This window comes from Corallococcus silvisoli (assembly GCF_009909145.1).
Lineage (GTDB): Bacteria > Myxococcota > Myxococcia > Myxococcales > Myxococcaceae > Corallococcus > Corallococcus silvisoli.
The window spans coordinates 331,337-356,518 of record NZ_JAAAPJ010000003.1 but is presented as its reverse complement, the minus strand read 5'-3'; the positions used below and the strand labels follow the sequence as shown (position 1 = coordinate 356,518).

Here is a 25,182-nt window from a genome sequence, read left to right as displayed (position 1 = left end):
GCAGGACACCGGCTGGAACGCGGGCTCTGGGAAGGGGTTGTAGGCACTGGGTGCATGCCTAGGTTGCATGCGTCCATGACGAACGCACCCCATCCGACAGCAGCTCGCCCGACTCGCGTGGCGCATGTGATGTACGGCCTGGAGATGGGGGGACTTGAACAGCTGGTGGTCCGGTTGTCACAGCACGGCCGCGCTCGGGGCATTGAGTCCGTGGTGCTGGCGCTGGGACCGGACGGCCCCGTGCGGGAGCTGCTCCAGCGCGCCCACGTGCCCACGGTGTGGCTGGGAGGGCTGGCGGGCATGACGCCCACGGTGATCCGCCGGCTGGTCCAGGAGGTGGATGCCTTTGGCGCGGACGTGGTCCACGGCCACGACGTGGGGCCCTGGCTCAACGCCGTCGCCACGCGGACCCTGCGCCCGCGCACGCCCGTGTTGGGGACCTTCCATCAGACCGTGGAACCGCGGGGCAAGCTGCGTCCCGCGGCCATGGCCGCCGCCGTCTTCACCCAGTCGCTGGTGGCCTGTGGCAGCGAGGTGCGCGCCAGCCTGGAGCGGTGGAGCCCGAAGCTGCTCACGCGCGTCGTCACCATCGAGAACGGCGTGCCGCTCGAGGTGGCCCTGGGCGCGGAGGCCCGGCGGACCGCGCGCGCGCGCCTGGGCGTTCCCAGGGACGCCACCGTGGTGGGCTACCTGGGCCGCCTCTCCGAGGAGAAGGGGCCGGACCTGCTGGTGGACGCCTTCCTGCGCCACTTCGCGGACGCGCCGGACACGCACCTGGTGATGATTGGCCCCGGCCCGATGGAGGCCGAGCTGCGCGCCCGCGCCGCCGCCTCCCCGCTGGCCGGACGGATTCACTTCACCGGGGCCGTGCTGGAGGCCAGCCGGCTGCTGCCCGCGTTCGATGTCTATGTCCAGCCGTCGCGGCGCGAGGGCCGCTCGCTGTCGCTGCTGGAGGCGATGGCGGCGGGCCTGCCCACGGTGTCGCACGCCATCCCCGCCATCCACGAGGTGCACCGCGACGGCCGGACGTCGCTCCTGGTCGCGACCGGAGACGTGGACGCGCTCGGCGGGGCGGTGAAGCGCCTGGCTCGCGACGTGGAGCTGCGGATGCGCCTGGGGTCGGCCGCGAAGCTCGAGGCACAGCGCTTCTCGCTCTCCACCATGGTGGACCTGTACGCCGGGCTCTACCGGGGGGCCGTCGCTCGCGCCCAGGCGTGAGCGGGAGATCCACGGTGCCACACTCCATCCTCCTCCACGTGCGCAGCACCTGCGGCCTGTACGGCGCGGAGCGGGCCCTGCTGTCCCTGGCCGCGTCCACGCCGGACCCCTGGCGCGCGCAGGTGTGCAGCCTGGTTGCTCCCGGACGGGTGGACGTGCTGTCGGGCGCGGCGCGGGAAGAGGGCCTGGACACCCTGACGCTGGAGGTTCCCGGCCGGTTCAGCGCCATGGCCGTGGCCACGCTCGCCTCGGAGGTGCGCCGGCGCGGCGTGGGGCTGTTGCACGCGCATGACTACAAGTCGCTCACGCTGGCCGCGGCGGCGAGCGCGCTCGTCGGCGTGCCCCTGGTGGCGACGTACCACGGAGACACCGGCGCCACGCCCGCGCTCATCGCGTACGAGGGGCTGGCGCGCGTGCTGGGCAACTGCACCCGCGCGGTGGCGGCGGTGTCGCGCGAGCTGACCGCGCGCCTGCGCCGCTATGTGCGCCGCTCGCCGGTGGTCCACATCCCCAACGCGCTGCCGCTCGCGGACGTCTGCACGGAGGCGGAGCGCGTCCGGGCCCGCGAGGAGTTGGAGCTCGCGCCCGACGCGTCGGTGATCGCGCTGGTCGGGCGCCTGTCGATGGAGAAGGGGCCCCAGGTCCTCCTGGAGGCGATGCGGCGGCTGGCCCGGACGACCGGCGCCAGGGTGCCCACCCTGCTGCTGGTGGGGGACGGTCCTCTGCGTGCGTCGCTGGAGGCCCAGGCGCGCGGGCTGCCGGTGCGCTTCCTGGGGTTTCGTTCGGAGGTGCGGAGCGTGTACGCGGCGGCGGACGCGGTGGTGATGCCGTCCCTGCGGGAAGGCATGCCGCTGGTCGCGCTGGAGGCGATGGCGGTGGGACGGCCGTTGATCGCCTCCGCCGTCGGCGAGCTGCCCCACGTGCTGGGCACGGGGCGCGGCCTCGTCGTGCCTCCAGGCGACGCGGGCACGCTGGCCTCGGCGCTCGCGGGCCTGCTGGCCGCTCCCGGTTGGCGTGCCCGGATGGCCCGGGCCGCGCGAACGTACGGGGTGTCCCATCACGCACCGGAGCGGATGGCGCGGCGCTACATTGAAGCGCTCTACCTGCCAGCCCTGCTCGGCATGCCTGACGCGAGCGCGACGGCCGGGTAGGGCGGTGGCCTGACGGGGACCTCTCTCGCGGTCCGCCCGAACGCGGGAGGAGGCTCAAGAGACCTCTTCGCCCGGGGGCTTCTTGCCCCCCACCGCCACGGCCGGAGCGTTCTGGTAGAGCTCGCCCAGGCCCTCCGCGATGCCTTCCCACGCGAAGGCCTCCGCCATCCGGCGCGCGTTCCGCGAGAGCTTCAAGCACAGGTCGGGTTCATTGCGCAGCCTTCGCAGCGCGGCGGCGAACTCCTGCGCGGACTCGGCGAGCAGGACGTGCTGGCCCTCCACCATGGGCAGCCCCTCCACCGCGAGGCGCGTGGCCACCACGGGCACGCCCGCCGCCGCGGCCTCCAGCACCTTGAGGCGCGTCCCGCTGCCCGCGCGCAGGGGAATGGCCGTCGCCAACGCGCGCGCCAGGTGCGGCGCCACGGACGGCACCGAGCCCGTCACCACCAGCCGTTCATTCTCCAGCGCGCGCACGGAGGCGGGAGGGCTGCGGCCCACCACCATGAGCTTGCCCGGCGCCAGCTCCGACGACACCAGCGGCCACACCTCGCGGGCCAGCCGCAGCACGGCGTCCTCGTTGGGCCACCAGTCCATGGAGCCCACGAAGACCAGGTCGTCGCCGGTGACCTCCCGGTGCTCGAACTCCGGCAGCTTCACGCCGTTGGGCACCACGTGCACCTGCCTCGCCCCCAGGGAGCGCAGCAGCGCGGCGTCCACGTTCGAGCACGCGAGCACGGAGTCCGCTTCGTTCACGCACTCGCGCTCCAGCCGCTCCAGGCGGCGGTACTGCCAGCGCAGGAGCGGGCGCAGCGGCGGCGCGCTCAGGGGCACCAGGCGGGCGAGCAGCTGGCTCTCCACGTTGTGCTCGTCGATGACGAGATGCGCGGAGGGGTTCAGCTCCCGCGCCAGCCGCAGCAGCTGCGCCATGTGCAGGTGGTCGAAGTGGATGATGTCGAAGGGGCCGCGCTCCTCCACCGCGCGGCGGAAGGACTCCCGCGCGCCCTGGCGCGTGAAGCGGATGTAGGTGAGCGGCGTGCCGTGAAAGAAGGCCCGGGTGCTGTGCAGCGTCTCCCGGGGCGCCACGCGCGGCGTGTCCACCAGGTGCAGATGTCGGGTGGGCACGCCCAACCCGGCCAGCCAGCGGGCGAAGCCCTCGGCGTCATTCCCAGGACGATTCAGCGCGAGCACATCCAGCGAGAAGCGCGAAGCCAGCGCGCGCATCAGCTCCAGCGTGCGCAGCGTTCCGCCCGTGTCCGAAGGCAGCGGTACGTAGGGAAGGACGGCGAGGACGCGTCGCACGGTGAAACTCACGCCTGCTTCAGGAGACGAGTGCCGCTCGCCGCGGGCTGCGCACCACGACCTCTGGCTTGGTAAGCACCCAGCGGCACGGGGCCCAGGGGCGCGGCGAGTTTCCCCCCCAACGGGCAACACATCCCGACCCCGGGAGGCCAGGTGATGGCGCATCGCGTCTTCCGAGCAACAGCGGTCTTCCCAGCGGTCGATGCCCCGAGGGCGCCGGGGCTTCAGGGGCCTCGAAAAGCCGCGCTGTTTCCGGCATGAGGGGCGCACGGCGGAACGACGGAGGAGAAGCCATGGGCCTTGAGCAGACGCAGGGGGCCGCGGCGCGCGAGCGCATCGCGCGGCTGCGGCAGGTGATGCGGGAGCGCGACGTGGCGGCGGTCTGGGTACCGTCGAGTGATCCACACCTGTCCGAGTACGTGCCGGACCGCTGGAAGGCCCGCGAGTGGGTGTCCGGCTTCACGGGCTCCATGGGCACGCTGGTGGTGACGGCGGAGGACGCCGGCCTCTGGGTGGACAGCCGCTACTGGGAGCAGGCGGACGCGCAGCTGAAGGGGAGCGGCATCGCGACGGTGCGCACGTCGAACGCGCCCGGGCAGCCGCATCTGGAGTGGCTCGCGGCGAACGTGCCGCCAGGGCGGGCGGTGGCGGTGGATGGCGCGGTGCTGGGGCTGGGGCAGGCGCGGTCCGCGGCTTCGCTGCTCACGGCGAAGGGCGTGGTGCTGCGGACGGACCTGGACGTGGTGGCGGAGGCCTGGCCGGACCGGCCGCGGATGCCCTTCGCGCCCGTGTACGCGCACGAGCAGGCGGCGGGCTCGCGCGCGGACAAGCTCCAGGCGCTGCGCGCGGAGCTGGCCCGCGTGGGCGCGACGCACCACTTCATCTCCACGCTGGATGACATCGCGTGGTTGACGAACCTGCGCGGCGCCGACGTGGACTACAACCCGGTGTTCCTCGCGCATCTGCTGGTGGAGCCCGGGGGGGCGCGCCTGTTCATCACGGAGGGCAAGGTGCCGGACGCGCTGCGCGTGGCGCTGGAGGCGGACGGCATCACGCTCAGGCCGTACGACGAGGCGGCCCGGGCGCTGGGCGCGCTGCCGGCGGACGCGAAGCTCCTGGTGGACCCCCGGCGCGTGACGCATGGCCTGCGGCAGGCGGTGGCGGAGGGCGTGGCGGTGGTGGAGGCGCTCAACCCGTCGACGGTGGCCAAGTCGCGCAAGACGGCCGCGGAGCTCGAACACATCCGCGGCGCGATGGCGCAGGACGGCGCGGCGCTCTGCCACTTCTTCGCCTGGTTCGAGTCGGCGCTGGGCCGTGAGCCCATCACCGAGCTGACCATCGACGAGCGCCTCTCCGCGGAGCGGGCCCGCCGTCCGGGGTTCGTGTCGCTCAGCTTCGCGACCATCGCCGCGTTCAACGCGAACGGCGCGATGCCGCACTACCGGGCGACGCCGGAGTCCCACGCGACGGTGTGCACGCCGGGGCAGCCCGTGCAGGGCCTGCTGCTCATCGACTCGGGCGGGCAGTACACGACGGGCACCACGGACATCACGCGCGTGGTCCCGGTGGGGGAGCCCACGGCGGAGCAGCGGCGGGACTTCACGCTGGTATTGCAAGGGATGATCCACCTGTCCCAGGCCCACTTTCCCAGGGGCACGCGTTCGCCGGCCCTGGACGTGCTGGCGCGAGCGCCGCTGTGGGCGGAGGGGCTGGACTACGGCCACGGCACGGGCCACGGCGTGGGCTACTTCCTCAACGTCCACGAGGGGCCGCACGGCATCTCGCAGACGCTGCCCAACGAGCCGCACACGGCGCTGGAGCCGGGCATGGTGACGTCCAACGAGCCGGGCCTCTACCGGCCGGGGCGTTGGGGCATCCGCATCGAGAACCTCATCGCCACGGTGCCGGCGAAGTCGACGCCCTTCGGGGACTTCCTCCGCTTCGAGACGCTGACCCTGTGCCCCATCGACACGCGGCTGGTGGACCGGAGCCTGCTGTCCGCGGCGGAGGCGGACTGGCTCAATGCCTATCACGCCACCGTGCGCGAGCGGCTCCAGCCCCACGTCCAGGGCGCGGCGCGCGATTGGCTGATGCAGCGGACCGAGGCGATTTGAAGCGGCGCGCAGTCGCGTCCTCGGCGCCACCGTGAAAGGCACGCACCTCTGAACTCAGCAGGTGCGCGCCGCTCGACGAATGCCTTCCGCCGCGCTGGACCTCCCTCCTTCCGCCTGGACATGCTGGGCCCCGGGGGGCGGGTCCCCTGCCTTTGATTGGAAGGGATGCCCATGCGCGCTGCTCGAATGCTGTTGCCGCTCCTGGTGGTCCTTCCCCTCCTGGCGTGTGGCCGCAGCGGTGGCGTCGGGGACTCCTGTGGAGGAGGGGCCTGCTCCGACGGGCTCTCCTGCCAGAAGGGCTTCCCCAACGGCTTCTGCTCCCAGGCGTGCACCGCGGAAGGGGAGGGCGGCGGTTGCCCGGCGGAAACGCTGTGCACGCGCCAGTTTGACTCGCTGCTGTGCGCGCCTGTCTGTGCCTCCCAGTCCGACTGCCGGGTGAACTACGCCTGCAACGGGGTGAGCGGCACGAACGGGAAGGCCTGTCAGGTGCAGCCGTAGCGAGGCCGCGCAAGGTCCTTCCTGATGACGCGCTAGGCTCCGGGGAATGCGCGCCGTGGAATGAAGGACCCCACAAGGTGAAGGACTTCTTCGGCGTAGTGGTTTCCCACATCCCGGACCGCCTCGGGACCACCGCTCCAGACCTGTAGCAGTCCATCGGGCCTGTTCCTTTCCGGGGACAGGCCCTTTTTGCGCTCATCGTGTCTGGTTGGATTTTTGAAGTGAGCGCGGCGCGTCAGTGGGGTGAAGCCAGACAGACTCCCGGGTCGACGTTGCCCAATTGTGACAAAGGCAAACATCCGAGCGATGTCTGGTTGGAAAATTACGCACAGGTTAAACTGTGAGATCTTTATTTCCAGATCTTCGCAACTCAATGAGAGGCGTTTGGATAATCGGGGCAGGAAACACAGCCTCCACCGAGGAATCCCCGAATGAGCCTCTCCGCGACCACGTCCCAGCGTACGAATTCCGTCTTCTCGAATCGTTCCCAGGGAGTGACGGCGAACGCGGTACTCAGCGGTTCGAACCCGAACGCCATCCTGTCGCAGTACAAGCCCACGGGCGCCTCCGCGCGCACGGCGGCGCAGGACGGCCTGCAGCCGGGCGTGGCCGCGTCGACGAAGATGGCGCAGACGGATCTGGCGCGGCTGCAGAAGTTCAAGGGCAACATCGAAGCGGCGGCGCAGAAGTACGGCCTGCCCCCGGCGCTGCTGGCGGCCATCGCCAGCCGTGAGTCGCGCGCGGGCGCGGCGCTGGACCGCAATGGCCGCGGCGACGGCGGCAACGGCTTTGGCGTGATGCAGGTGGACCGCCGCTACCACACGCCGAAGGGCACGCCCACCGGTCAGGAGCACATCAACCAGGCGGCGAGCATCCTCAAGGGCTTCGTCAACGACATCAAGAAGGCCCACCCGAACTGGTCCGAGGCGCAGCAGCTGCGCGGCGCGGTGGCGGCCTACAACTCCGGCCCCGGCAACGTGCGCACCCTCCAGAACATGGACGTGGGCACCACCGGCAATGACTATTCAAACGACGTGTGGGCGCGCGCCCAGGCGCTGGCGCCGCACTTCGGCGGCGCCGCGACGAACACGTCCACGACCGACACGGGCAACACGGCGCGGCCGGGGCGCACCACGGACAGCTTCGAGCCCGCGGCCGCGAACGCGAACGGGAAGAAGACGTGGACCTCCGCGCCCTCGCTGGAGCAGGTGAAGGCGGGCGGCCACAACCTGCGCGAGGGCATGCAGGGCGCGGCGGTGAAGCACGTCCAGCAGATGCTGGGCATCCCGGCGGACGGCAAGTACGGCCCCGTCACCAAGAAGGCCGTGGCGGACTTCCAGAAGGCGCACGGCCTGAAGCCGGGCACGGCGGAGGGGCAGGTGGGCCCCACCACGCTCCAGACGCTGGAGAAGTCCAACGGCCCCGGCAAGACGGACTCCACGAACAACAACGGCGCGGTGCTGGGCAACGGCGTCCGCATCAACACGAACGACCCCACGCTGAAGAAGCTGGCCACCGCGGCCCTGCGCAACGGCGAGACGGGCTACTGCGTGCGCACGACGCTGGACAACATGAGCCGGCTGGGCATCCCGAACACGCCGGGGGCGACGGGCAATGATCCGAACAACCCCCGCGGCGGCATGGCGCAGATGCTGCGCAAGGGCTGGGAGTCCATCCCCTTCCCGGGCGCCAAGCAGCAGACCATCAAGAGCCCCTACGGCAACGCGACCGCCAACGTGGTGTCCGCGGCCCAGTACAAGAAGCTGGTGGAGCAGGGGAAGGTGCCGGACGGCGCCATCATCTTCCAGTCGCGCCACGGCTGGGACTACAGCGGCGGGTCCAAGGGCAACGACATGGGCATCGTGCGCGACGGCGGCAAGACGACCCACAACTACAAGGACATGAGCTCCATCATCTATTCGGACTGCAAGGAGGTCGTCATCCTGGTCCCGAAGGGCGCCATCCAGCGCGACTGATGCGCTCCTGAACGCGGGTGTCCCTCCCAGGCCCGGTCCGCAGAGTCGGGCCGGGCTTTCTTCATGGGGACGCGGGCGGCGGACGCGGCGCGCCGTCCTTCACCAGCAGCTCCGCGCCCAGCTTCTTCGCCGCGTCCAGGAACTCGTCCCCCAGCTTCGTGCCGCGCACGGCGCGTGACAGGGACAGGGCGCCATACATGAGCGCGATGGCGGCCAGGGCCTTCTCCCGGCGCCGCGCCCCGGGCCCCAGCAGCTCCCCGAAGGACTGGACGAACTCCTGGAGCTCCGACTCCAGCGCGCCTCGGTAGGGCTCGCCCGCGCGCGACACCTCCGCGGTGATGCTGGGCAGGGGGCAGGTGGGCGTGACGCCGTCGCGGTGCTTGCGCGACAGGTAGCGCTCCATCACCTTCAGCGCGGGCGCCTCCGGCGCGTCCTCCTTCGCCTTGCGCAGGAGCACGTTCCACACCGCGCGGGCGGTGCCCCGAAGGGTCTCCGTGAACAGGTGCTCCTTCGAATCGAAGTGCCCGTAGAAGCCGCCCACGGTGAGCCCCGCCCCCTTCATCACGTCCAGGATGGAGCTGGCCTGGATGCCCCGCTCCACGAGCAGCGTGGCGGCGGACGCGAGGATGGCGTCGTGCGACTTCTGCTTCTGCTCCGTCTTCTGGGTCATGATGGATGATGGAAGTAATATTCCGACCATCATCGGTCAAGGGACCCGGGGGGACGGCCCGGCCGGCCGCCCCCTCGCGGCGCGGGCCTACGGCTTCTTCTTGCGTGAGCCGTCCTCGTAGAAGGTGTCGTCCTCCACCAGGCCGCCGTCCGGGTTCCAGCGCTTGCGCGCGGTGACGCGGCCCTTGGCCCACTGCGAGTCCTCCACGAGGACGCCGTTCTCCGCCCACACCTGGCGCTGGCCCTCGGCGTCGCCCTGGACGTAGTGCTCGCGCGACTGGGGGCCGCCGTCGGGGAGGAAGGACTCCGTCAAGCCGTCGGGCACGAAGCGGCCCCGGCCGTCCTCCATGGCCAGGTTCTCGCGCTGGCGCAGCGAGCCGTCGTCCAAGAAGAGGGAGTCCACCGCGCGGGTGCCGGTCACGACGAACTCGCGCTTGCGCTCGCCGTTCTGGAAGTACTCCACGCGCTTCACCTTCTGGCGGTCCTTCCAGGTGGTGACCTGCTTCTTCGCGCCGTCGTTGAAGTACTCCGTCTCGTCGCCCTCCTGCTTGCCCTGGACGTAGGTCGTGGAGCGGCGGGCCGTTCCCTCGTAGAACTCCGTGCTCACGCCGTCGCGCAGGCCCGCGGCGAACGCGGTGGTGCCGGTGCGCTGGCCCTTCGAATCGAAGGACTCCGTCACCCCCTGGCGCAGCCCGTCCTTCAAGGGGATGACGGCGCGCTTCTGGCCATTCGGGTGGAAGAACACGAGCGGCGAGGGCCCCTTCCAGGGGCAGTCCTTCGTGCCCGCCTCGCGCGAGGTCTGGAGGCCGCAGCCCGCGCTCGTCAGCCGCCCGGTGTCGTCGTAGTCCGCGAAGCTGCTCCGGGCGTCGTCCGGTTGCCGGTCCACGCGCCGGGACACCTTGCCGTTGGGGTGGTAGCGAAGCTCCTCGCCCCGGGCGTTGTCATCCACGTACTGGGCGGTCTCCACCAGCCGGCCTTCTTCGTAGCGCTTGAAGCCGCCCTGCCGCTTGCCGGCGCGGTACTCCTGCTCCACGGCGCGGCCGCCGGGCCAGCGGCGCACCTCCCAGCCGTCCTGCTTGCCGTTCTTGAACGAGACGGTGTGCGTCTCCTCCTTCGTGTCCCGGTCCAGGCAGCGCACGGTGCCGGTGAGGGTGGCGGTGGAGCTGCCATTGTCCAGGTTGATGGGCTTGCCCTGGAACGTGCAGTCCGCGATGGCCCACGCGGGCGCGGAGAGCAGGGGCACGGACAGCAGCAGGAGACGCATCACGGGAGGCGCGCGCATGGAGGGTCCACGAGGTGGGGAGGCCGGAGGTTCCCGTCCACCCTAGCCCCGGCGCCCGCGCCCTGGAACGGCTCCCGGGCCCACGCCCGCCATGTGCATGGCGAGGGGGCCCGGGAGGGGAGGCTCAGCGCGAGGCGACGGCGGGGGATTCCGGCTGGGGCTCCACGGTGGCCTTCGCGGCGGCGATGGCGGCGTTGATGTCCAGCTTGCCGCCGGTGATGACCTTGCCCTTGAGGTCCGGGTCCTGCTCCACGGTCTTCAGGATGAGGTCGCGCACCTGCACGGCGGTCAGGTCCGGGTTCTCCGCGAACATGCGCGCGGCGGTGCCGGCCACCGTGGGCGTGGCCATGGAGGTGCCGCTCATCTCCTCCCAGTCGTTGCCGGGGACGGTGCTGAGCACGTCCTCGCCCACCGCGGCCAGGTCCACCACCTTGTCGCCGTGCGACGAGAAGCGGGCCAGCTTGTCGTTGTTCCGGTCCATGGACGCCACGGTGATGACGTTGGGCAGGTCCACGTTGGCGGGCATGTCCGGCACCTTGTTCATGTTGCTGCCGTTGCCGTTGGCCGTGGCCGCGACCAGCAGGATGTCCGCGTCCGCCAGCTTCTGGATGGCGGCCGTCCAGCGCTTCTGCGACGCGGCGTCGCGGTAGGAGTCGCCGAAGCTCGCGTTGGCGGCGCGGATGTTCACGCCGTGCTCGGTCTTCATCTTCACCAGGTAGTCCACCGAGCGCTCGAAGTTGGTCAGCAGGTCCGCGCCGTCGTACAGGCCGCCCACGCTGAGGATCTTCGCCTTGCCGGCCGCGATGCCGGTGTTGCCCTCGCCGTTGTCCTCGGCGGCGATGATGCCCGCCACGTGCGTGCCGTGGTCGGTGCCCTCGCCCTTGAACGGGTCGCCCTTGCCGGTGCCCACGTTGAAGCCGTGGATGTCGTCCGCGATGCCGTTGCCGTCGTTGTCGATGCCGTCCCCGTCAATCTCCCCGGGGTTCGTCCACATCGAGTCATCCAGGTCGGTGTGCTTGTAGTCCACGCCGCCGTCGATGACCGCGATGACCGGCTCACCCGTCAGCTTGGGCTTCGGCTGGGACGGGTCCACCTTCTTCGCGTCGAGGACCTTGTTCGCGTCCGGCTTCACCGCGACGTTGGAGCTCCCGAAGGTGAAGGCCGACGCCGGGACGCTGGCGCCCGGAGGCGTGGGGCGGCCCGTCGGGCGGTCCACGAAGTTGGTGGGACGCGCGCCCTTGTTCTCGAAGCCGTCACGCACCGTCAGGGGCTTCGCCTTGGGCGCCTCCGCGCGGGAGGTCTCCGAGCGGGCGGTAGGGGCGATGGAGGCGGGCGACTTGCGGTTGATTTCCATGGTGTTCCTCCGGGGGGCTGCGGAACAGACCTACGACCTCCTACATTGTCGCAGCGCGCCACCGAAAGTTTCGTCGCGATGGTTTTTCCCGAGCGCCCCGGGCGGCCGGGTGGGTGGGGTGGGCGTTAGAGACGGTCCATTTCCAGCTTCCAAGGAGGACGTATGAGCCAGGAGCAGTGGACCGCCATCGACCGCTACATCACCGACCACATGGTGGCGCCAGACGCGGCGCTGGACGCGGCGCTGGAGGCGAGCGCCAGGGCGGGGTTGCCCGCCATCAACGTGGCGCCGAACCAGGGGAAGCTGTTGATGCTGCTCGCGAGGATGCACGGCGCCCGTCGCATCCTGGAGGTGGGCACGCTGGGGGGCTACAGCACGCTGTGGCTCGCGAGGGCGCTGCCGCCCGGGGGCCGCATCGTCACGTTGGAGGCGATGCCGAAGCACGCGGAGGTCGCCCGGGAGAACATCGCCCGCGCGGGCCTGTCCGACGTGGTGGAGGTCCGCGTGGGCAGCGCCCTGGACACGCTGCCCCAGCTGGAGAAGGAGGGGCAGGGGCCGTTCGACCTGACCTTCATCGACGCGGACAAGGTGAACACGGCGGCGTACTTCGCGTGGGCGCTGAAGCTGTCGCGCAAGGGCAGCGTCATCCTCACCGACAACGTCGTGCGCAAGGGCGGCATCGTGGACGCGGCCAGCACCGACGCGAACGTCCAGGGCATGCGCCGCTTCTACGAAGCCGTGGCCGCGGAGCCCCGGGTGACGGCCACCGCCGTGCAGACGGTGGGCAGCAAGGGCCACGACGGCTTCAGCCTCGCGCTCGTCACGGGCTGAGGAGGCGGCGCGGTTCGTCGCAGAGCGCCTTCACGGTCCGGCGCAGCCAGACGTGCGCGGGATCGCGGTCGAAGCGGGGATGCCACACCTGCGCGACGACGATGGGGGACAGCGGCAGGGGCACGGGCCGCTCCCTGACGGGCATCAGCGTGGAGACGGCGCGCGCGAACCCGCCGTTGACCACGGCCAGGGCCCCGGTCCGCGCGACGAGGGCCGCCGCGGCGAGCAGGTTGGGCACCACCGCCGTCACCCGGCGTTCGTGGCCGTGCTCCTCCAGCACGGCGTCCAGGGGCGTGCGCAGCCGGCCCCGCCGCGACACCACGACATGCTCCGCGCGGGCGAAGCGCTCCAGCGTCATCCGCCCCTTCGCGAGCGGAGACGCGCGCCCCACCAGGCAGACGGAGGGCTCCTCACCCAGCCGCTGCACGCGGATCTCCGGGCCCAGCGCGCCCTGCACGCCGATGTCCAGGTCCACCTCGCCGTCGCGCAGGGACTCCACGTCCTCCGTGCCCTCCGCGACGAAGCGCAGCGTGAGGCCCGGGGCCTCTTCGCGTGCCCGCTGGTAGAGCGCATTGCCCAGCAGCGGGATGACGCCGTCGTTCACCCGCAGCGTCAGCGTGCGCGTCAGGCGCTCCGGCGCGGTGGGCGTCCCGGGAGAGAGCAGCGCCGTGGCGTCCCGCACCACGGCGCGCACCTGTTCCCGCAGGGCCAGGGCGCGGGGCGTGGGCACCAGTCCCTGGCCCGCGCGCACCAGCACGGGGTCCCCCAGGGCGGTCCGGATGCGCGTGAGCGTGCGGCTCATGGCCGGCGCGCTCAGGTTCAGCCGTTCAGCGGCGCGCGCCACGCTGCCCTCGCGCAGGAGGGCATCGAGCGCCACGAGCAGGTTGAGGTCCAGGCCAGCCATCGGCCCCATCCTAATCGTGGGGGCTTCACGGGGCGCGCACGGCGAAGAGGCAGTCGTCGTCCTCCCAGGACAGGGCCACCACCGCGCGGACGGTGGGCAGCAAGGGCCACGACGGCTTCAGCCTCGCGCTCGTCGTGAGCTGAGGAGCGGCGCGGTTCGCGGCGGAGCGCCTTCACGGACCGGAGCGGTCGGATGTGCGCGGGAGCGCGGTCGAAGCGGGGATGACACACCTGCGCGGCGACGATGGGGAGCGGCGGTAGGGGCTCGGGCTTCTCCCTGAGGGGCATCCGCGTGGGGACGGCGCGCGAACCCGCCGTGGGCCGCCACGACGAGCAGGTTGGGCACCACCGCCGTCACCCGGTGTTCGTGGCCATGCTCCTCCAGCACGGCGTTCAGCGGCGTGCGCAGCCGACCCTCCGCGATACCACGACATGTCCGGCGCGGGCGAGGCGCTCCAGGGCTTCGGATGAGCGTGCGCGGAGGTCTCCAGGGATTTTTTGGGACGTCGTCGGGCCCGTTCCCTCTTTCTCCTCGAGTGCATGGGCAGCCTGGCCCGGCGGATCGTTGTGCGCATCCCATGCACGCCCATCACGCAGTGGCCGGGTCCTGGATGGGCACCGCCGTGATTCAGCCTTGCGTGAGGGCGGCTCTGGCCCAGCCCCACGGGAGTCGACGACGGGGGCGGAATTGTCATCCCAAATGAAGCGAGCGTTCTTTTCCCATAGGGAGGTTGCGACATGGACAGGCGGATGAAGTTGTTGGCGATGCTTGGAACGGTGCTCTTCGCGGCAGGGTGCGGTCCCGATGCGGCAGCGGACACGGACGAAGCGGGCGGCCCTGTTGAGGCCGCTTCCGCGTGTACGGACGCATGCAACCGAAAGTACGCGACGTGCACCAGTCGCTGTCCAAGCTCGGGTGCTGCCGGTGTCACGTGTACCGTGGCCTGTGCATCAGCGAAAATCAGCTGCACGGCAGGTTGCAGCTCCGTCACGGCCGACGCAGAGCGGGAATAGTCTCTCTTCGTGCCGTCGCGTCGTGGAGTCGTGGACGGCGCCCGGGACTGTCTCTCCTCGAGCAATGCCTTGAGGATGGCGAGCCTGGTCCACGCGTCTCGCTGCCCACGCGCGGGAGGGCAGCGAGCGCCACGAGCGGGTCGAGGTCCAGGTCCGCCATGGGCCTCATCCCAGCCGTGGGGCCTTCACCCGACGCGCACGGCGAAGAGGCAGTCGTCGTCCTCCCAGGGCAGGGCCACCGGGATGTAGCCGTGCTCCGGCCGCGCGACGTGGGCCGCGAAGTCCGGGCTCATCCGCACGTTGTCCGCGACCAGGATGGCGCCGGGGCCAAGCCTGGGCTCCAGCAGTCGGAGCAGCGGCAGGTAGAGCGGCTTGGCGCCGTCGAAGAGCACCAGGTCGATGCCGTCCGGCATGTCGTGGCGAAGCGTCTCCATCGCGTCGCCCTCGCGGAACTCCACCAGGTCCACGAGCCCCGCGCGGGTGAGGTGCTCCTTCGCGCGGCGCACCTTCGCGGGTTCGTACTCCGTGGTGATGAGGCGCCCGCCGCCGCTGTCGCGCAGCGCCGCCGCGAGGTGGAGGGTGGAGAGGCCGAACGACGTGCCGAACTCCACCACCGTCCTCGCGCGCCGCGCGAGGGTGAGCGCGTAGAGCAGCCGGCCCAGCTCCTCCGACACCGGCAGGTAGGCCTCCGCGACGCTGGCGTAGAAGGCGCGCGGGTCGCGGTGCAGCGCGTCCGCCCGCGCCTCGGGAGAGAGGGCGCTGAAGGGCGCGAGCACGGCGGCGTCCGTCTTGCGCGCGTCGGCGAAGAGGTGGGTGAGCAGGGTGGCGACGGGGGGCGAGTGCAGGGTCGAGGTCATGCCCTCACCGTGCGCCCGCGCCTGCTCCGGCACCAGTGCACCGGACGCACGGCCTTCGTGCGCCCGGTGCAGGTGGAGCGGGACTACCAGACCTTCACGCGCTTCTCCGGCGTGAGGAAGAGGCCCTGGCCGGGCTTCACGTCGAAGGCGGGGTACCACGCGTCCAGGTTGCGCACGGTGGCCGCGCGGTACATGCCGGGCGAGTGCCCATCCGTCACGAGCAGCCGGCGCAGCAGCGGCTCCCGGAACTTGTTGCGCCACACCTGGGCGAAGCCCAGGAAGAAGCGCTGCTCGCCCGTGAAGCCGTCCAGCGTGGGGGCGGGCTGGCCGGCGAGCGACATCACGTACGCGTCGTGCGCGATGGAGACACCCGCCACGTCGGCGATGTTCTCACCCAGCGTCAGCTCGCCGTTCACGTTCATGTCCGGCAGGGGCTTGTAGGCGTCGAACTGGGCGGCCAGCGCCTGCCCCGCGGCCTTGAACTGCGCCAGGTCCTTGGGCGTCCACCAGTTGGACAGCTTGCCCTTCGCGTCGAACTGCGCGCCCACGTCATCGAAGCTGTGGACGATTTCATGGCCGATGACGGAGCCGATGCCGCCGTAGTTCACGGCCGGATCCGCGTTCGGATCGAAGAAGGGCGGCTGGAGGATGGCGGCCGGGAAGATGATGGAGTTCTGCTGCGGCGAGTTGAGCGCGTTGACCTCCTGCGGCGTCATGAACCACTCCAGCCGGTCCACGGGCTTGCCCAGCTTGGCGACGTTGCGGTGGTGCTCGAAGAGGCTGGCGCGCTCTGCGTTGCCGAAGGCGTCCCCCTGGATGACCTCCAGCGCGGAGTAGTCGAGCCACGTCTCCGGATGCCCGATGCCCACCTGCACCGTGCCCAGCTTCTCCTTGGCGCGGGCCTTGGTCTCCGGCGACATCCACTCCAGCGCGTCGATGTGGCGGCCCAGCGCGGCCAGGATGTTGCGCACCATCACGTCCGCCTCGGCCTTGGCCTCCGGCGGGAAGTGCTTCGCCACGTAGCGCTTGCCCACGGCCTCGCCCATGGCGCCGTTGGTGAAGTCCACGCCGCGCTTCCAGCGCTCGCGCAGCTGCTGCGCGCCGGACAGCGTCTTGCCGCTGAAGTCGAAGCTGGTGTCCACGAAGGCCTTCGACAGGAACGGCGCGCCGCGCATGATGGCGTGGAAGGCGAGGTAGTCCTTCCACACCGGCAGCGGCTCGCTGCCCACGAGCTTCGCGATGCCGGTGATGGCGCTGGGCTGCCAGACGATGAAGTCCTTCTGGGGCGCGAGGCCCGCGCTCGCGAAGTACGCCGTCCAGTCCAGCCCGGGCGCCTTGCGCGCGAAGTCCGCCTGCTTCCAGGGGTTGTTCACCTTGGCCACGTCCTGCGTGTCCTGCGCGGCCCAGTGGACCTTGGCGATCTTCACCTCCAGGCCGTAGATGGCGCGCGCCTTCGCGTCGGCGTCGGCGATGCCCGCGTTCTTCAGCTGCGCGGCGATGTGCTGCTGGTACTTCTCCCGCACCTCTTTGAAGCGCGGCGTGTCCTTCAGGTAGAAGTCGCGGTCCGGCAGGCCCAGGCCGCCCTGGAGGATGTAGGCGGCATAGCGGCTGGGGTCGTTCAGGTCCTCCGCCACCCAGAGGCCCAGCAGGCGCTCCGTGGTGCTCTGCCCGGTGTTGAGCGGATCCACGTCGCTGCGCAGGGTGGTGCCCAGCAGCGTGGCCAGGTCCTTGCGGTTGGCGACGGCGGCGATGGCGTCCAGCCGCGGCTTGAGCGGGGTCGCGCCGCGGGCCTCGATGGTGGCCTCGTCCATGAAGCTGGCGTAGTAGTCACCCAGCTTGCGGTCCTCGGTGCCGGGGGCGGCGTCCGACTGCGCGGCGGCCTCCAGCAGCGCGCGCGTCTGCTGAGAAGCGTCCTCGGCCAGCCGCGTGAACATGCCGTAGGCGGAGCGGTCGGGAGGGATCTCCGTGGTGTCCACCCACTTGCCGTTGACGTAGCGGTAGAAGTCGTCGCCCGGCGCCACGGAGGTGTCCATGCCCGGCGTGTCGACGCCGAAGGTCCCGAAGTAGGGCTTGGGCTGGGGCGCGGGCGCCGGGGCTGGGGTGGTGGCGGCCTGCGTCGGCGGCGGGGTCTTCTCCGCGGTCGCGGAGGACGCGCATGCGGTGATGAGCGCGGACGCGCAGACGCCGAACGTCATGCGCGCGGCGCCAAACGGCGGTCTGGAACGAAACGACATGGAGACTCCTGGATGGGCCCGAACGGGGTGACGTACTCTGGCGCACACGGGCGCGTCGCCAACAGCACAAACGCGGGTTTCATCCCGGCCATTGCGTTCCGCCCGCGTTCCCTGCCGCGGCGCTTCCACGGAGGTGCAGCGCTCCGGGCCCCGTGGGACCGGACGGACGGACCGCGGAGCCTGGACCCGGGGCTCCGGCAATCACAGCCGGCGGCTCACCGGACGGGGTCGCCCTTGAACAGACATGGAAGCGCCGACCGCACACCCGCAAGGCGGACGGAGAAGTCATGATTTGAATGAAGTGCTTTTAATTCGTGTCTGTCCGTTGACTGGAAAATCAACCCATCCCTATCGTGTTCGCGCCTTCCTCCCCCAGCCGCCTCCGAGGTGCGTCAATGGTGCGGAAACTCCCTGCGTGGTGCCTGCGATTGCCGGTCCTCCTGCTGTCCCTGCTCGTGCCGCTCGTGGGTTCGGCGCTGCCCCTCCGGGCCACGGTGGCGCGCACGGCGCTCGCGGGGCTGCCGACCACGGGCTTCCGGTTCGTCGACATCACGGTGGGGGATGGCACCGTCCTCAAGGCCAACTACATCGCGCCGACGACGCCGGGCCCCCATCCCGCGGTGATCTTCATCTCGAGCTGGGGGCTCAACGACCTGGAGTATCTGGCCCAGGCGAATGCGCTGGCCCAACGGGGCTATGTGGCCCTCTCCTACACGCCGCGGGGCTTCTGGGCCTCGGGCGGGGGCATCGATACCGCTGGCCCGGCGGACATCGCTGACGCCTCGCGTGTCATCGACTGGATGCTCGCCAACACGCAGGCGGATGCCTCTCGCATCGGGCTCGCCGGGGTCTCGTATGGCGCGGGCATCTCCCTCATCGTCTCCGGGTTCGACTCGCGGGTGAAGGCGGTCGCGGCGCTCTCCTGCTGGACGGATCTGGTGGCGTCGCTGTTTGGCGGGGAGACCCGCCGGCCCCAGGCGGTGGCGCTGCTGGATGTCGCCTCCCGGCTGCTGGGCAGGCCCAGCGCGGAGCTGCGCACGACCATCGACAACTACTACGCCAACCGCGACCTCGAGGAGATCATCGCCTGGGGCAAGGTGCGCTCGGCGTCCACCTACGTCCAACGGATCAACGCGAACGCGCCCGCCATCCTGCTGGCCAACGCGTTTGGCGACAGCCTCTTTCCGTCCAACCAGCTCGTCTCGTTCTACGGCCAGCTCACCGGGCCCAAGCGCCTGGAGCTCGCCCCCGGCGACCATGCCGTCGTGGAGGCCACCGGCCTGGCGGGGCTCCCCAATCACGTCTGGACCAGCGTGACGCGCTGGATGGACCAATACGTGGCGGGCGTGGACACCGGCATCTCCCGCGAGCCGCCCGTGGTGCTGCGCACCAACACCAACGCCGCGGAGGGCTATGCGTCCTGGGCCAGCATCTCCTCGGGGGTGCAGCGCCATGGGCTGGGGGCCATCCGCCTGCTGGATGGCACCGGCCCCCTGGGCGGTGCTCCGACGAGCGGTAGCTCGAAGGTGATCTGGTCGGGCATCGACACCACCGCCGACGCGGGCGTGGTGCTGCTGACCAACGGGCTCCAGGCGCTGACGGGCATCCCGCCCGTGGTCTGGCTGCCGGGCGTCAGCCGCCTCAACGCGGGCGTCTGGACGTCCCCCGTCATGGCGCGCGGCACCTCCATCCGGGGCTCCGCCACGCTGCGCCTGCGCGTCACACCCTCCACCTCCGCGGGGACGGTCGTGGCCTACCTGTACGATCTCGTGGGCGACTTTGGCGGGCTCATCATCCATGTGCCCCTCAGCTGGAAGGGAGCCACGCCGGGGATGCCGCTCGACCTGGACCTGGTGTTCCCGGCCACGGCCTATGACGTCCCGGCGCTGCACCGGTTGGCCCTCGTCGTCGACACGGAGGACCCGCTCTACCTGGACGCCAACACCACCGGCGCGACGCTGTCGCTGGGGGGGCCGTCCTGGCTGGACCTGCCGGTGCGCTGAGCGGTGGCGAGGAGGGGCGCGTCGAGGCGCCCCTCCGTCGTTCCAGCGGGCCTGTCCGGTGTGTTAACGCTCCCGGCGCGCATGGAAACCGCAGCCTCGGAACGCACCCGCTTCACCCTGCTCGTCCTCGCCGGCGGCATCCTGGCCCTGTTGCTGTCGCACCACCCCGCCATCCTGTCCGGCCTGCGGCTGGTGCAGGGGGACGAGGGCGACGTGCGCTTCAACCACTACGTGCTGGAGCACGGGTGGCGCTTCGTCTCGGGGGATCCGGCGCACGCGCGCTTCTGGGATCCGCCCATGTTCCACCCCGAGCCCAACATCGCCGCGTACTCGGACGTGCTGCTGGGCGTGGCGCCCTTCTACTGGGTGTGGCGCGCGCTGGGGCTGAACGCGGACCTGTCCTGGCAGGCGTGGGCGCTCAGCATGGCGGTGTTGAACTACGCCGCGGCGGTGTGGCTGCTCAAGCGCGGGTTCGGCCTGCGCGCGGGCCCCGCGGTGGTGGGCGCGCTGCTCTTCACGGCGGGGGCGCCGCGCATCAACCAGCTCAACCATCCGCAGCTCGAAGGCCAGTTCTTCTCGCTCCTGGCCGTGGGCGCGGTGCTGGCGCTGACCCGGCCGGAGACGGACCGGCGGCGCGGGGTGGCGTGGGCCGGGTTGCTGGTGGGCGCGTTCGTGGCCCAGCTCTACGCGGGCTTCTACTGGGGCTGGTTCCTCTTCTTCTTCCTGCTGCTGGCGTTCCTCGCCGGGCTCGCGTTCCCGGACACGCGCGGGCGGCTGCTGACGGCGCTGCGCCTCCACCTCCCGGCGCTCGTGGGCTTCGGCGTCGTGGGGCTGGCGCTGCTGGTGCCGCTGGTCCTGCACTCACGCCAGGCCATTGGCTCGGTGGGCCTGCGCAGCTTCTCCGAAGTGTCCCACATGGTGCCGCGCATCTGGAGCTGGTTCTACGTGGGCCAGGACAGCTGGCTGTATGGCTGGACGAACGCGTTCTCCAAGTTCCAGCGCATGCCCATGGCGTGGGAACACCGGCTGGGCCTTGGCTTCGTCACTCCCATCCTGGCGGGCATCGGCCTGTGGCAGGCGCGCTCGCGGCCCGCGGTGCGGGTGCTGCTCGTCGTGACGGTGGCCACCCTCATCGTGGCCTCGCGCTACGCCGGTGGGGTCACGCCCTGGTGGCTCGTCTTCCACGGCGTGCCCGGCGCGGCGGCCATCCGGGCCCTGGCTCGCATTGGCGTGTGGCTGCTGGTGCCCGCGAGCGTGGGGCTGGCCCTGTTCCTCCAGCAGCGGCTCCAGGCGGGCCGCACGGCGCTGGCGGTGGGCCTGGGCGCGCTGTGCCTGCTGGAGCAGGGGCTCTCGGGCCCCGTCTATGATCGCTTCGAGTCCCGCGCGGACGTGGACGCGGTGGCGAGCCGGCTCGGGCCGCCCTCGGCCTGCGGCAGCTTCTTCTACGCGCCCACTTCCGGTGAGGCGCAGGAGTGGAAGTACCAGCTGGATGCCGTCTGGGCGTCGCTGGAGCGGGGCACGCCCACGGTGAACGGCTACTCCGGCAACTATCCGCAGGGCTGGAAGCTGGAGGACAACCGCCGCTTCGACGCGAAGGACGCCGCGCGCCAGGACGCGGCCCTGGAGAACTGGATGCGGTCGCGGCGGCTGGAGCCCGCGACGGTCTGCCGCATCGAGGTGCCGGCGCGGCGGTAGGTCCGCCGCGCCCGCGCCCCCGCGCCTACTTCGCGACGGTGGCGTAGTCGCCCTTGAGCGCGACGCCGGTGACGAAGCTGCCGGCGTGGCACTCGATCTCCGTGGCGCTCTTGCCTTCGACCTTCTTGTAATAGCTGACGATGTTGATCACCGCGTTGGCGCCGTTCTTCTTCGCGCCCTCCTGCAGGGAGATGAGCGCGGAGAGGGCGGCCCACTTGCAGGCGTAGTCGTCCGACTTGCCCACGCCATTGGTCTTCTTGTTCGTCACGTCGTTGCCCAGCGTCTTGAGCACGTTGGGCGTCTTCGCTCCGTCCAGGTAGAACTTCACCGAGCCGTCCAGCTTCTCCTTCGCCTCGGGCAGGGCCAGCACGTCCGCCAGCTTGACCTTCACCACGGTGTCGCGCGCCAGGGCGGGGCTCGCGGCGGTCAGGGCCAGCAACAGGAGGGCTTTCTTCATCGCGGGATCTCCAGACATCAAGGCCAGCGGCGGAAGATCAACGACGTGTTGATGCCGCCGAAGGCGAAGTTGTTGCTCATCACCAGGTCCGTCCGCAAGGTGCGTCCCTCGCCCATGACATAATCCAGGGGCGCGCACTTCGGATCCACGGCGTCCGCCGTGAGGTGCAGCGTGGGCGCGAACCACTCCGAGCGCATCATCTGGATGCTCATCCACGCCTCCAGCGCGCCGCAGGCCCCCAGCGTGTGGCCCATGTAGCTCTTGAGCGAGGAGATGGCGACCTGCTCTCCGAAGACGAGCCGCGTCGCCGCGCTCTCCGCCACGTCGCCCGTGTCCGTCGCGGTGCCGTGCGCGTTGACGTAGGGGATGGCGGAGGCCGGCACGCCCGCGTCCTCCAGGGCCAGCCGCATCGCCTCCGCCATGGTGTCCGCGTTGGGCTGGGTGACGTGGCGGCCGTCGCTGTTGGTGCCGTACCCCAGCAGCTCCGCGTGGATGGTCGCGCCGCGCGCCTTCGCGTGCTCCAGCTCCTCCAGCACCAGCGTGCACGCGCCCTCGCCCAGCACCAGCCCGTCGCGCTCGGCGTGGAAGGGGCGGGGGGACTGGTGCGGCGCCTCGTTGTGCTTCGTGCTGGTGGCGAAGAGGGTGTCGAAGACGGCGGCGCCGGTGGCGTCCAGCTCCTCCGCGCCGCCCGCGAGCATCGCCACCTGGCGGCCCAGCTTGATGGCCTCGTACGCGTAGCCGATGCCCTGGCTGCCGGAGGTGCACGCGCTGGACGTGGTGACGATGCGCCCGGTGACGCCAAAGAAGACGCCGATGTTCACCGCCGCCGTGTGGGACATCATCCGCAGGTACGTCGTCGCGGTGATGCCCTCGGTCGTCTTCTCGGTGATCATCTTCCCGAAGTCGCCCATGTTCTCCGGCGTCCCCGCGGAGGAGCCGTAGGCGATGCCCATCTTCCCGCTCTTGACCAGCGCGTGGCCCAGGAGGCCCGCGTCCTGGAGCGCCAGCTCACTGGCCCGCGTCGCCATCAGCGCCACGCGGCCCATGGTGCGCGTCGTCTTGCGCGAATAGCTGGAGGGGGGCAGCTCGAAGGGCGCGGCGGGCGCGCCCAGCCGCGTGTGCAGGCCTTGGTACTGCTTCCAGGGCTCCATCACCTGGACGGCGTTCTGGCGCGCGCGCAGCCGCGCCTCCACCGTGGGCCAGTCATGGCCCAGGGGACTCAGGGCACCCACGCCGGTGACGACCACGCGCTTCATCCGACCATCCCTCCGTTCACGGAGATCACCTGCCGCGTGATGTAGCCCGCGTCCTCCGCCATGAGGAAGCTCACCGCGGCGGCGACCTCCTCCGGCTTGCCCATGCGGCGGGCGGGGATGATCTTCAGCGCCTCCTCCAGCACCTCCGGCGGCACCATCTCCGTGTCGATGAGGCCCGGGGCCACGCAGTTGACGGTGATGTTCCGCTTGGCCAGCTCCACCGCCAGCGCCTTCGTCGCGCCGATGATGCCCGCCTTGGCGGCGCTGTAGTTCACCTGCCCCCGGTTGCCCATCAGCCCGGACACCGACGCCAGCGTGACGATGCGGCCCGGCTTCTTGCGGCGCACCAGCGGCATCGTGAGCGGGTTGAGCACGTTGTAGAAGGCGTCCAGGTTGGTGTGGATGACGCTGTCCCACTCGTCCGCCGTCATGGAGGGGAAGGCGTTGTCGCGCGCGATGCCCGCGTTGCACACCACGCCGTAGTAGCAGCCGTGGGCCTCCACGTCCTCCAGCAGCGCCTTCTGCGTGGCCTCGCGGTCCGCCACGTCGAACTGGAGCACGCGCGCGTCGCGGCCCGCCTCGCGCACGCCCGCCGCCACGGCGTCCGCCTCGTCGCGCCGGCTGCGGCAGTGCACCACGACGTCGTAGCCGTCACGGGCCAGGCGCAGCGCGATGGCGCGGCCGATGCCGCGGCTGGAGCCCGTCACCAGCACCGTCTTGTCACCCATCTGTGTTGCCCCTCCTCACGACGTCCTGCCCCGGTTGCGGCTCGAAGACCGTCAGCGCCGCCGTGGCCACCTGCTCCGTCCCCAGGGTGAGGGTGCAGTCGAACTGGCCCAGCCCGTTGTCCGCGGAGAACTGGCGGATGACCTCGACGCGCAGGCAGTCCCCCGCCTTGAAGACGGGGCGGCTGCATTGATAGCGGCGGGTGCCCAGGAGGAAGCCCACCCGGGGCGTCTCGCCGCGCTGGCGCGCGTGCCACCCGGCCCAGGCCGCCACGGCCTGCGCCATGTATTCGATGCCCACCCAGCCGCCCACGGCGCCGCCTTCGAAGAAGAGGCTGTCCTCGCGCACCGTGACCTCCGCGACGATGGAGTCCGTGTCGCCCTCCAGCACGCGGTCGAGCAGCCGCATCCGTCCCGCGTGGGGCACCAGGTCCGCGATGGGCAGGTCGATGGGGGTTCGCATCAGCCGCGCTCCAGCACGAGGGCGGCGTTGCTGCCCCCGAAGGCGAACGAGTTGCTCAGCACCGCGCGCACCGGCCGCCCCAGCGCCTCGCCGGGCCTCACCAGCGACAGCGCCGGCAGCGACGGGTCCACCGCGCCGTCCCAGAAGTGCGCGGGCAGCTGGCCCCGGGGGTTGTCCGTGAGGGTGAGGTACGCGAAGGCCGCCTCCAGCGCGCCCGCGGCGCCCAGGGTGTGGCCGGTGAGCGGCTTGGTGGAGCTGGCCTTCACGTCCGAGCCCAGCAGGGCGTGCACCGCGCGGCTCTCCATGGCGTCGTTCTGCACCGTCGCGGTGCCGTGCAGGTTCACGTAGTCCACCCCGTCCGGCGAAAGACCCGCGCGCTTCATGGCCTCCTGGATGGCGGCCATGGCGCCCCGGCCTCCCGGCTCCGGCGCGGAGATGTGGTGCGCGTCGGAGGACTCACCCCAGCCGGACAGGCGCACCGGGCCCGGCTCGCGCGTCATCAGGAACAGCGCCGCGGCCTCCCCGATGTTGATGCCATGGCGGTGGGCGCTCATCGGGTTGCAGCGCTCCTCGCTCACGGAGTCCAGCGCGCGGAAGCCCGCCACGGTGAACCGGCACAGCGAATCCACGCCGCCCGTCAGCACCGCGTCCACGGTGCCCGCGCGCAGCATCCGCGCCGCGCTCGCCAGGGCCTTGGCGCTGGAGGAGCACGCCGTGGAGATGACATAGGCGGGGCCCGCGGCGCCGAGCACCCGCGCGAGCGCCATCGCCGGGGAGCCCAGCTCCTGCTGGTCCAGGTGGAAGCGGCCCGGCATCACGCCCGTGGCCACGTGGTCCTGGATGGCGGACTCGCTCTCCCCGATGCCGGACGTGCTGGTGCCCAGCACCACCGCCACGCGCCCGGGGCCGAAGCGGTCCAGGGCGGCGTCCACGGCGGGGCGCACCTGCGCGAGCGCCGTGAGCAGCAGCGCGTTGTTGCGGCTGTGCTGCGACGGCGGCAGGGCGTCCAGCGCCGCGAGCGGGCGGGTGACGACGCCCAGGTGCAGCGGCCGGTCGGCGTACCCTTCATGGAGGGCCACGCCGGACGGGGTGTCCGCGAACAGCGCCTGGGACACCTCCTGCTTCCCGGCGCCCAGCGCACAGACGAGGCCGAGCTGGTTGAGGAAGACGGGAAGCATGGGGG

The 25,182-nt window shown here is 71.2% G+C and carries 20 protein-coding genes; 8 read left to right on the top strand and 12 right to left on the bottom strand.

The genetic code is table 11. From position 1 onward, the window contains the following. Positions 1–75: 75 nt before the first annotated feature. On the top strand, positions 76–1,218 hold the full coding sequence (locus GTY96_RS07910; RefSeq protein WP_161664354.1) for a glycosyltransferase: 1,143 nt from the start codon (positions 76–78) through the stop codon (positions 1,216–1,218). Positions 1,219–1,232: 14 nt separating this feature from the next. Further along, entirely contained in the window at positions 1,233–2,369 is a 1,137-nt protein-coding gene (locus GTY96_RS07905) for a glycosyltransferase family 4 protein (protein ID WP_161664353.1), read from the top strand. Positions 2,370–2,423: 54 nt separating this feature from the next. On the opposite strand, the gene GTY96_RS07900 is transcribed toward GTY96_RS07905, so the two are convergent. Continuing rightward, complete coding sequence (locus tag GTY96_RS07900) at positions 2,424–3,668, bottom strand: glycosyltransferase family 4 protein (protein ID WP_161664352.1); 1,245 nt, start codon at positions 3,666–3,668, stop codon at positions 2,424–2,426. A gap of 293 nt (positions 3,669–3,961) precedes the next feature. On the opposite strand from GTY96_RS07900, the gene GTY96_RS07895 reads away from it, so the two are divergent. From GTY96_RS07895 to GTY96_RS07885, 3 genes are all read left to right on the top strand, one after another. Then, a complete protein-coding gene (locus tag GTY96_RS07895) occupies positions 3,962–5,782 on the top strand; it encodes an aminopeptidase P family protein (protein WP_143899484.1) in 1,821 nt (606 codons plus the stop codon). Positions 5,783–5,953: 171 nt separating this feature from the next. Next, on the top strand, positions 5,954–6,280 hold the full coding sequence (locus tag GTY96_RS07890; protein WP_161664351.1) for a hypothetical protein: 327 nt from the start codon (positions 5,954–5,956) through the stop codon (positions 6,278–6,280). 431 nt (positions 6,281–6,711) lie between these two features. After that, complete coding sequence (locus tag GTY96_RS07885; RefSeq protein WP_161664350.1) at positions 6,712–8,256, top strand: peptidoglycan-binding protein; 1,545 nt, start codon at positions 6,712–6,714, stop codon at positions 8,254–8,256. A gap of 61 nt (positions 8,257–8,317) precedes the next feature. Here GTY96_RS07885 and GTY96_RS07880 read toward each other — a convergent pair whose 3' ends face one another. From GTY96_RS07880 to GTY96_RS07870, 3 genes are all read right to left on the bottom strand, one after another. Continuing rightward, positions 8,318–8,926, bottom strand: a complete 609-nt coding sequence (locus tag GTY96_RS07880; protein ID WP_161664349.1) for a TetR/AcrR family transcriptional regulator — start codon at positions 8,924–8,926, stop codon at positions 8,318–8,320. An 87-nt stretch (positions 8,927–9,013) separates the two neighbouring features. Next, positions 9,014–10,207, bottom strand: a complete 1,194-nt coding sequence (locus GTY96_RS07875) for a toxin-antitoxin system YwqK family antitoxin (protein ID WP_161664348.1) — start codon at positions 10,205–10,207, stop codon at positions 9,014–9,016. Positions 10,208–10,331: 124 nt separating this feature from the next. Continuing rightward, positions 10,332–11,561: a S8 family peptidase gene (locus tag GTY96_RS07870; protein WP_161664347.1), complete on the bottom strand. Its 1,230-nt coding sequence runs from the start codon at positions 11,559–11,561 to the stop codon at positions 10,332–10,334. 162 nt (positions 11,562–11,723) lie between these two features. On the opposite strand from GTY96_RS07870, the gene GTY96_RS07865 reads away from it, so the two are divergent. Next, complete coding sequence (locus tag GTY96_RS07865; RefSeq protein ID WP_143899478.1) at positions 11,724–12,392, top strand: O-methyltransferase; 669 nt, start codon at positions 11,724–11,726, stop codon at positions 12,390–12,392. Here the strand turns inward: GTY96_RS07865 and GTY96_RS07860 are convergent. The 3 genes from GTY96_RS07860 to GTY96_RS07850 all read right to left on the bottom strand — a co-directional run bounded on the left by GTY96_RS07860 (position 12,382) and on the right by GTY96_RS07850 (position 17,400). Further along, positions 12,382–13,296 (bottom strand): LysR family transcriptional regulator, encoded by a 915-nt coding sequence (locus GTY96_RS07860; protein ID WP_161664346.1) that lies wholly within the window; start codon positions 13,294–13,296, stop codon positions 12,382–12,384. The two genes, GTY96_RS07865 and GTY96_RS07860, sit on opposite strands and share 11 nt — an antisense overlap. Before the next feature lie 1,198 nt (positions 13,297–14,494). Further along, complete coding sequence (locus tag GTY96_RS07855) at positions 14,495–15,166, bottom strand: O-methyltransferase (protein ID WP_161664345.1); 672 nt, start codon at positions 15,164–15,166, stop codon at positions 14,495–14,497. 83 nt (positions 15,167–15,249) lie between these two features. Then, entirely contained in the window at positions 15,250–17,400 is a 2,151-nt protein-coding gene (locus GTY96_RS07850; RefSeq protein ID WP_143899475.1) for a M13 family metallopeptidase, read from the bottom strand. 428 nt (positions 17,401–17,828) lie between these two features. Here GTY96_RS07850 and GTY96_RS07845 point away from each other — a divergent pair, with 428 nt between their 5' ends. Both GTY96_RS07845 and GTY96_RS07840 read left to right on the top strand, forming a co-directional pair. Beyond that, entirely contained in the window at positions 17,829–19,403 is a 1,575-nt protein-coding gene (locus tag GTY96_RS07845) for a CocE/NonD family hydrolase (protein ID WP_235685444.1), read from the top strand. Between the two features lie 81 nt (positions 19,404–19,484). Further along, on the top strand, positions 19,485–21,098 hold the full coding sequence (locus tag GTY96_RS07840; RefSeq protein WP_161664343.1) for a hypothetical protein: 1,614 nt from the start codon (positions 19,485–19,487) through the stop codon (positions 21,096–21,098). 25 nt (positions 21,099–21,123) lie between these two features. On the opposite strand, the gene GTY96_RS07835 is transcribed toward GTY96_RS07840, so the two are convergent. Genes GTY96_RS07835 through GTY96_RS07815 form a run of 5 tightly spaced genes read right to left on the bottom strand, consistent with a single transcriptional unit; the run spans position 21,124 to position 25,177 of the window. Next, positions 21,124–21,555, bottom strand: a complete 432-nt coding sequence (locus GTY96_RS07835; RefSeq protein WP_161664342.1) for an excinuclease ATPase subunit — start codon at positions 21,553–21,555, stop codon at positions 21,124–21,126. Positions 21,556–21,572: 17 nt separating this feature from the next. Beyond that, complete coding sequence (locus tag GTY96_RS07830) at positions 21,573–22,811, bottom strand: beta-ketoacyl-ACP synthase (RefSeq protein WP_143899471.1); 1,239 nt, start codon at positions 22,809–22,811, stop codon at positions 21,573–21,575. After that, complete coding sequence (fabG, locus tag GTY96_RS07825) at positions 22,808–23,539, bottom strand: 3-oxoacyl-ACP reductase FabG (protein ID WP_161664341.1); 732 nt, start codon at positions 23,537–23,539, stop codon at positions 22,808–22,810. The genes GTY96_RS07830 and fabG overlap by 4 nt, the downstream gene beginning before the upstream one ends. Beyond that, positions 23,532–23,999 (bottom strand): ApeP family dehydratase, encoded by a 468-nt coding sequence (locus GTY96_RS07820; protein ID WP_186001820.1) that lies wholly within the window; start codon positions 23,997–23,999, stop codon positions 23,532–23,534. The genes fabG and GTY96_RS07820 overlap by 8 nt, the downstream gene beginning before the upstream one ends. Further along, positions 23,999–25,177, bottom strand: coding sequence for a beta-ketoacyl-ACP synthase (locus tag GTY96_RS07815; protein ID WP_161664340.1), 1,179 nt, complete (start codon positions 25,175–25,177; stop codon positions 23,999–24,001). The genes GTY96_RS07820 and GTY96_RS07815 overlap by 1 nt, the downstream gene beginning before the upstream one ends. Between the last annotated feature and the right edge of the window lie 5 nt (positions 25,178–25,182).

What these genes read in the sequence shown, in the direction of transcription:
- GTY96_RS07910 (WP_161664354.1), top strand. Translation starts at nt 76, where the DNA reads ATGACGAACGCACCCCATCCGACAGCAGCTCGCCCGACTCGCGTGGCG.
- GTY96_RS07895 (WP_143899484.1), top strand. Translation starts at nt 3,962, where the DNA reads ATGGGCCTTGAGCAGACGCAGGGGGCCGCGGCGCGCGAGCGCATCGCG.
- GTY96_RS07890 (WP_161664351.1), top strand. Translation starts at nt 5,954, where the DNA reads ATGCGCGCTGCTCGAATGCTGTTGCCGCTCCTGGTGGTCCTTCCCCTC.
- GTY96_RS07885 (WP_161664350.1), top strand. Translation starts at nt 6,712, where the DNA reads ATGAGCCTCTCCGCGACCACGTCCCAGCGTACGAATTCCGTCTTCTCG.
- GTY96_RS07880 (WP_161664349.1), bottom strand. Translation starts at nt 8,926, where the DNA reads ATGACCCAGAAGACGGAGCAGAAGCAGAAGTCGCACGACGCCATCCTC.
- GTY96_RS07875 (WP_161664348.1), bottom strand. Translation starts at nt 10,207, where the DNA reads ATGCGCGCGCCTCCCGTGATGCGTCTCCTGCTGCTGTCCGTGCCCCTG.
- GTY96_RS07870 (WP_161664347.1), bottom strand. Translation starts at nt 11,561, where the DNA reads ATGGAAATCAACCGCAAGTCGCCCGCCTCCATCGCCCCTACCGCCCGC.
- GTY96_RS07865 (WP_143899478.1), top strand. Translation starts at nt 11,724, where the DNA reads ATGAGCCAGGAGCAGTGGACCGCCATCGACCGCTACATCACCGACCAC.
- GTY96_RS07860 (WP_161664346.1), bottom strand. Translation starts at nt 13,296, where the DNA reads ATGGCTGGCCTGGACCTCAACCTGCTCGTGGCGCTCGATGCCCTCCTG.
- GTY96_RS07855 (WP_161664345.1), bottom strand. Translation starts at nt 15,166, where the DNA reads ATGACCTCGACCCTGCACTCGCCCCCCGTCGCCACCCTGCTCACCCAC.
- GTY96_RS07850 (WP_143899475.1), bottom strand. Translation starts at nt 17,400, where the DNA reads ATGTCGTTTCGTTCCAGACCGCCGTTTGGCGCCGCGCGCATGACGTTC.
- GTY96_RS07840 (WP_161664343.1), top strand. Translation starts at nt 19,485, where the DNA reads ATGGAAACCGCAGCCTCGGAACGCACCCGCTTCACCCTGCTCGTCCTC.
- GTY96_RS07835 (WP_161664342.1), bottom strand. Translation starts at nt 21,555, where the DNA reads ATGAAGAAAGCCCTCCTGTTGCTGGCCCTGACCGCCGCGAGCCCCGCC.
- GTY96_RS07830 (WP_143899471.1), bottom strand. Translation starts at nt 22,811, where the DNA reads ATGAAGCGCGTGGTCGTCACCGGCGTGGGTGCCCTGAGTCCCCTGGGC.
- fabG (WP_161664341.1), bottom strand. Translation starts at nt 23,539, where the DNA reads ATGGGTGACAAGACGGTGCTGGTGACGGGCTCCAGCCGCGGCATCGGC.
- GTY96_RS07820 (WP_186001820.1), bottom strand. Translation starts at nt 23,999, where the DNA reads ATGCGAACCCCCATCGACCTGCCCATCGCGGACCTGGTGCCCCACGCG.
- GTY96_RS07815 (WP_161664340.1), bottom strand. Translation starts at nt 25,177, where the DNA reads ATGCTTCCCGTCTTCCTCAACCAGCTCGGCCTCGTCTGTGCGCTGGGC.